Annotated in this window: 5 protein-coding genes and 1 tRNA gene; 2 read left to right on the top strand and 4 right to left on the bottom strand. The window is 45.2% G+C overall.

Annotated features, from left to right (window positions below):
* On the bottom strand, window positions 1–485 hold a 485-nt coding region (locus MKMG_RS04010; RefSeq protein WP_165075894.1), incomplete at its 3' end, for a radical SAM protein.
* A 189-nt stretch (window positions 486–674) separates the two neighbouring features.
* Between MKMG_RS04010 and MKMG_RS04005 the strand changes: the two genes are divergently transcribed.
* Window positions 675–2,546 carry a HAMP domain-containing sensor histidine kinase gene (locus tag MKMG_RS04005; RefSeq protein WP_165075891.1) on the top strand — a complete coding sequence of 624 codons (1,872 nt, stop codon included), beginning with the start codon at window positions 675–677 and terminating at the stop codon, window positions 2,544–2,546.
* A gap of 473 nt (window positions 2,547–3,019) precedes the next feature.
* On the opposite strand, the gene MKMG_RS04000 is transcribed toward MKMG_RS04005, so the two are convergent.
* Window positions 3,020–3,104, bottom strand: a tRNA-Leu gene (locus MKMG_RS04000).
* 230 nt (window positions 3,105–3,334) lie between these two features.
* Between MKMG_RS04000 and MKMG_RS03995 the strand changes: the two genes are divergently transcribed.
* Window positions 3,335–3,838: an ACT domain-containing protein gene (locus MKMG_RS03995; protein ID WP_165075888.1), complete on the top strand. Its 504-nt coding sequence runs from the start codon at window positions 3,335–3,337 to the stop codon at window positions 3,836–3,838.
* A 248-nt stretch (window positions 3,839–4,086) separates the two neighbouring features.
* Here MKMG_RS03995 and MKMG_RS03990 read toward each other — a convergent pair whose 3' ends face one another.
* Together MKMG_RS03990 and MKMG_RS03985 are read right to left on the bottom strand one after the other, a co-directional pair.
* The gene (locus MKMG_RS03990) at window positions 4,087–5,109 is read right to left on the bottom strand and encodes a RimK family alpha-L-glutamate ligase (protein WP_216842870.1); all 1,023 of its coding nucleotides are present in this window, start codon (window positions 5,107–5,109) and stop codon (window positions 4,087–4,089) included.
* A 9-nt stretch (window positions 5,110–5,118) separates the two neighbouring features.
* A complete protein-coding gene (locus MKMG_RS03985) occupies window positions 5,119–6,069 on the bottom strand; it encodes a N(5)-(carboxyethyl)ornithine synthase (protein WP_165075885.1) in 951 nt (316 codons plus the stop codon).
* Window positions 6,070–6,557 lie beyond the last annotated feature (488 nt).

Genomic DNA, 6,557 nt, shown 5'->3' with positions numbered 1-6,557 from the left:
CGGTAGTCAACGGAGTATGAGGTGAAGGTGCAGATGAAGCGCACGGAAAGTCCGTTATCACGCGCAATACGGTAACCATGCATGGTCTTGTCAAAGTATCCCTCGCCCCGCTGTATGTCATTAATCTCTTTCGGGCCGTCAATGGAGGTGCCGATGGGGACCTTGTATGCGGCAAATATCTGTGCAAGTTCAGGTGTCATCCGCCAGAGATTGGTCTGAATGGCAAACGCCGGTTTCAGGTGTGCAAGCTCTTCTGAGAGGAGGGGGAGCGCCTCACGGTAGAAGTCAGCCCCGGCAAGCAGGGGTTCTCCCCCATGGAATGTGACTGTCACCTGCCGGTCGTCAAAATCTTTGAGCCAGGCCGCCACTTCCCGGATGGTCTCCAGGCTCATCACCGGCGAGTCCTCTTCTGAACTCCAGCAGTAGTGGCATTTGGACGGACAGCCAAGTGTCGGTATAAGCATCACATGAAAGGGACTTTTCATACCCAAAATTTTAGGTCTCTCTATCAATGAAGGTTCGGATTGCCATGCCACAGGCGAGGGATGGGGAAAAATCGTTCAGGGCAGTTGGGGTGCATGACATCGAATAAGCAGCTTATGCCTGTATTCTTCCGTTTTTTGCGTGTATTTGAAAAGATATGTTAAAATCATACCATCACCCAAAAAAATGTAATGACAAAAGATGACCGAAAACAGCCGTCCCTTCAGACAAGCTTTAGTCTCGTCATCTTTCTGGTATTTATTGTTCTGACAGTATTTCTTTCTGCAATACTCTACTCCTCGGTTGAAGAGAATATCATCTGCCAGTTTGAGGAGAAGATGGATCAGACGGAAATATCGGTCACTCACTCTGCGATTCTCGCAGACAAAGGGCTCATTCTCTATGAGAAAGCCTATGATCAGCAGCTGAAGGATGCATTCGTCCCGTTTCTTGAGGCATATGAGCAGTCAGGCGGGAACCCGGCCACCATCGATCTCGATGCCCTGAAAAACAGGATGAAACAATCTTCCGACTGGGAGATTGATCTCTATATCATCAATGAAAGCGGTGTTATTGAATATACCACATTTGAGCCTGACAGGGGATTTGATTTCAGCACGATTCCCGGATTTTATTCGTCAATCACCACAGTCAGGGAGGGAGATGAATTTTCTGCCGACCGGGTGAGTACCAGCTTCTCAGATCCTGATGTGGGGAAAAAATATGCCTATATGCCCACCCCTGACCACCGGTATCTGCTGGAAGTGAGTTTTACATCTGAGTCCTTTATGGCAGAGCGCAAAAACTTTCCATACACCGCCATTTCAGATATGCTGATTGAGGATGGCTCTGCCCTCCGTGAGGTTTCGATCTTTGATGTCACCTATCGCCGGCTGGCAGGTCATGGTGCATCTGCACAGGGGGATACTCTTGCACATGTGAAGCAGGTCTATGCTGACCATTTTGGCTTTGATATCACCGATAAACCGAATGAAACCATCACCCGCTATATCTATATTGATCTGAATAATGCCGGATATCCCTCTTCGTCCCAGATGAATCTTGTCGGTGAGATTGTCTTTACCACACAGCCCCTGCAGGATTCGCTCAACATGCTGCGTTTCAATGTGTTTGTCCTCAGTCTGCTTGGCGTTGGTATCGGGGTATTTTTTGCATATTATATTTCATATTTCCTGATACGGCCGGTGAAGGCGATTATGTCAGATATTGACTATATCGCAGAAGGGCATCTGGATCACCCGATACAGGAGGCGCGGTCAGCGGAGACCGAAAAACTCAGGCGGAGTGTCAATATTCTTGTGGTGCGCCTGAAGTCTGATATTCTGATGCTGAAACAGACATCAGCTGAGCTCGATTCTGAACTGAAACGGACACAGGAAGCGGAAAAAGCACTGATGAATGGAAACATAAAACTGGGACTGCTCTCGGGCATTACCCGGCATGATATCCTGAATCAGATCCAGGCACTCACGATGATCTCTGCCCTGCTCAAAGAAGAGCTGGGTGATGAGGCGAAAGCAGAGCAGCCCCTGAGGATCATGGACGATGTGATTGCAACGATGGAGGAACAGATCACCTTTACCCAGGAGTATGAGATGCTGGGATCTAAGACCACAGAATGGATGAATATCTGGTCACTGGTAACGGAAGTGGCAGAAGGCACTGCATTCCGCCAGATCACAACAGAGATTTCCACCGGCAATCTTGAGGTGTTTGCCGACCCGCTTCTGAGACGGGTGATCTTCAATCTGTTCGACAATGCGGTGCGTCACGGAGAAGGGGTGACCAAAATGACGGTCTCATTCCATGAAGAGGGCGACGGGGGGCTGCTTATATTTGAAGATGACGGCTGTGGTGTTGAGGAGAGTATGAAAGAGAAGATCTTCTGGAAGAAGACCGGCAAAAATACCGGCTACGGGCTATTTCTGGTGCAGGAGATCCTCTCGATCACCGGCATGACCATTCGTGAGACGGGAAAGGAAGGAGTCGGGGCCCGCTTTGATATATGGGTTCCTGAAGAGTGTTACCGGTTTAAAGAGTGAACTGCACATTCGTGTGGGGGTGCAAACCGGTCGGATGAATATCTGAAACGTGGGTTACTGTCTCTCCCTCCTGTTTTTTGTCACCCGTTTTCTTCCCTCTTTCGCTCCCTGCGTTGGGGAATCGGGGGGTGAAATGACCGTATTTTTTGATCATTTTTACTGCCGAAAAAATATGCATTTTCTGCCTTTTATTTGCTAAAAATACGGTTTATTGCGGACTATTTTGGGGTCGCTATTGGTGAATATTTTGAGGAGGATGTATCAGTTGTCCCGACTGAGAAAGGCTCGCTCCGGGCTTCTGTGTGGATACATTTTTTCGGGGCACAGACGTGCAGGATGTGCCATTTAAACACTATTCTGCCTGGTAAAAACCAAAAAATTATCCATTCAGCATTGTTTATCTATTGCTTATATATGGAATAATGCTGAGCGAAACAGTTGCACCTGGCTGTCAGGTGTTAAAAGTGAATAAATGCGGGAGGAGCGATTCGAACGCTCGGACTCCTACGAGACTAGGCCCTCAACCTAGCGCCTTTGACCTGGCTCGGCAACCCCCGCACAGGAATGTGAGAAACAGCCAGGACCGGTTTCATGACATCAACACAGACCGAAACAACCGAATTCGGGAGTTCAGGCGACTGCGCCATGTTACTCTATACAGAATGACGTCCGTGGAAATATATGTTTTGATTTGATTTTTGGTTCCCTGTCTGCCCGGACAGACATTCTCCGGTTTTTGCCGGTGACGATGGGTGGTATTTTTATGAATCAGGTTTAATTCTAACGTAATGTGGGCAAAGATACTGGATGCATTCAGTGATTCACCTTCCCAGGCGCAGGTTGTACGGTTTCTTCTGGAAAATGGCCTTGGCATCAATGAACAGGGCCGCGTCACGGTAAATGGCATAGAAATTCCTGCGACCCATCTCTCAAAGGAGATCGGGACCGACCGCCGGGTCGTTGACGCCACGGTGAAGCGGATATTATCCCTTCCTGCCATTACTGACATCTTTCTCAACCTTCGGGCCACACCGGATGTCAGCCGTATCGCAGCGTCCCTCGGTCTCACTGTGATCACTATTATGCCGGATAATGCAGCGCAGAAGGGCGTGGTGGGTGAGGCCGTGAAGGTCATTGCCGACAATGGTATATCCATCCGCCAGATATTTGTCACCGACTCCCACCTGTCAGAAGACCCGAAGCTGGTCATTGTGGTCGATGAAGCACTGCCAGCGGTTGTCTATGAGGCCCTGCGTGCCCTCCCGCAGGTCAGAAAACTCATTATTGAATAAATTAAACCCTCTGTATATAGCGTTTCTCCACCAGGGGGGCTGCACCCCCCGGAAATCGGCGATTCTCTTATACTCAGGCGTTGTTCACAATTTTAAAATCAGAGATTTCTCTCATGCTCACAGATGTGGACTCATTTGGTGACAGAGAGAAAAAAATTGCATCCAGGGCCGCTGTCAGCCAGCCTGCTGCACTCCGCCCCTCCGGCAAAATGGAGGAGAAACGGAAGGATATAGTCTGACACTCTTTCTCAGGTCAGTAACTTGGGGTTGACTTCTTCTGCCGGATACTCCTCAAGCTGCTCTACAAAATCCCGGACCCTCAGATTACAACATGCGTTACGGCAAAAGTATCCCTCTTCAAAAACCCAGCTACCGTTTTCTGACAGATATCTTCCCGGCTTTCCATCTATGTACATCTGTGAATCGTTATAAGCACCAAAAAAGGGCTGCAACTCATTGACATAATAATCTCCATGTAAATCCTCAAAAATATCAATATTCATGGAACTGAAATTGCCCTGACTGCATATGTGCTGAGTCATCCGCAGAAGCTGTTCCGGAGGTGCAACCCACCCCACCTTACCACTTCCACTGTGAAATTTACCTTTTTTCATTTTCTGGTGTCCAAAGTAGGACTTTCCGATCTTAATCATCCTCCATTCATGTTTTACATCGATCATCTCCTGAAAAGTAATATAATTGAACTGTTTGTCATCCATTAACGGAACAGAAAGTCCGGATTCTGTCTTCTGCCATTTCGCATAACCACTGTTATAAAAACCATACTTTGTAAAAACTTTATCAATCAGTCTTTTTGCCTGATGCTTTCTGCTGATGTATTTGACCCCCATCGAATAACTTCCTATATTCGGCTTAAATACCAGCGGGAAACAGGCTTTGTTTTCTATAAAATCCATTGCCTCCTCTTTGTTATAAAAAATCCAGGTTTTGGGATGAGGCAGGTCGTGTATCTGTAGCCAGTATGCCATGTTTTTTTTGCTTTCATGTAAAAATATATCGTTGTACACGGGATAGACTGGCTTATCGGTTATATATTTAATATAGTATAATCTTTCATCATACATCCGTTTCCATGCATCTTTTTTATACGAAGGTCTGACCAGATAACCATCACAATCGGATGACCTTATATTTTCAATCCAGTCAGATGAAATGATATCAATCACTTCATACTCAATGTCCAGTTCTTCACATGCATTTATATAATCCTTTTCCAGTCCCATAAACTCATTAAAAATACCCAGTTTCACAAACAACACCTATTCTGCTTTTTTATATTCTTCAATCAGATCAAAGTAAACCTGCACATCCCTGTGATAAATCTGCCTGCTAAAAGAGCTGCTTATTATCCTGCTGGAATCCCTGTAGAAGATAGACGGAGCATTATTTACCACATAATAGTGGACGTTATCTATTTTGTATATCGGATTGTCTATGGATGTGTAGTGACTATCTTCTATAGCATTCCCCGCATCGGCCGCGGCATCTATGACAAGACAATTTTTCTTCAGCCTTTTCTGATCATCAAGCGTTAAAATATGCAGGTCAGGCCTGTCAACTTCAATTCCATTGATAATAATGTCAAAGCTCTCCAGGTCTGCTTTAAACTCAGGCATTGTCTTTCTGTAAAACAACCTGACATCAGCTCCCCATTTTGATATTGCTGAAAATGCTCCCTGGGAAACATTACCCGGGGCAAGTATTGCAACCCTCGTAGATGATGTAGGAATCATTCCGAATGACAAAATAGCATGATATGTGGAGGATAATCCCGCAATAAAACTGTTCCTGTAAATAAAATTCGATTTTAGCCAGTCTATGGGTATCACATGATCGTTGTAATAAATGCAGGGCTGAATATTATCCAGGTCTACAATAACAAGTCCTTTCGGTTTTGCCTGAGACTCCATAAATTCTTTGCCGGAACCAGACGGGTGTGTCCACCCTATGATAATCTGACCTTTCTTAATATACGGGTAATCCGAAGGCTGTAGCAATTTTAGTGAAAACACGGCTTCACATGTTGAAAAAATGGTTTCCCTGTCAGAAATAACACATCCGGCCTTTATATATTCTTCATCTTCGATCCCCAGGTTCCGGCCAAATCCATTTTCAACTACGATTTCATTATTGAAGTCTCCAATATGTTCGGGCAGCAGAGCAACCCTTTTTTCATGCGGAAATTCTGGTATTATAAATCCAAGTTTCAAAATTAATTCACCTCTGGTTCTTGAGTAAATACAGACATCACTGTCCGGACTTATCGACGAAAATTATCATTAAGGCATAAACATAAAATTGTTCATTTTTATGCATACCCAGATTAAACACTATCATAATACAGACCTGTCAGACAGATCTGATCGTTTAAAGGATCACATTGGTTATAATCCATATGTTTTTACCCAGTCATGCAACTGAACATTTTAATAAATATCCCTGTATACTTTGTTTGGCAATCCGGATATATTTTTCTCCTGACATTTTTCATGCAGAGAGCGGATAACATCAGCAATATCTGACCGGTCAGTCAGGGAAATACATAATGTCATGCGATCATATTTCTGCCATTATCTGACTCAATGCATCCATTATCAGTGGCATTTATCTGACATTAGAGAACTGACCGAACACCAGAGCATTCCTCTTTTTTCCGCACAACGGTCTCTCCACTATCCATCGGACAGTCGGTATAACA

This window comes from Methanogenium sp. MK-MG, from assembly GCF_009914725.1.
Lineage (GTDB): Archaea > Halobacteriota > Methanomicrobia > Methanomicrobiales > Methanomicrobiaceae > Methanogenium.
The sequence above is the reverse complement of the archived record's forward strand: the minus strand, read 5'-3'. Positions and strand labels throughout refer to the sequence as shown.

Bases quoted from the DNA above. Each gene is read 5' to 3' on its own strand.
- MKMG_RS03995 (WP_165075888.1), top strand. From the start codon at position 3,335: ATGTGGGCAAAGATACTGGATGCATTCAGTGATTCACCTTCCCAGGCG.
- MKMG_RS04005 (WP_165075891.1), top strand. From the start codon at position 675: ATGACAAAAGATGACCGAAAACAGCCGTCCCTTCAGACAAGCTTTAGT.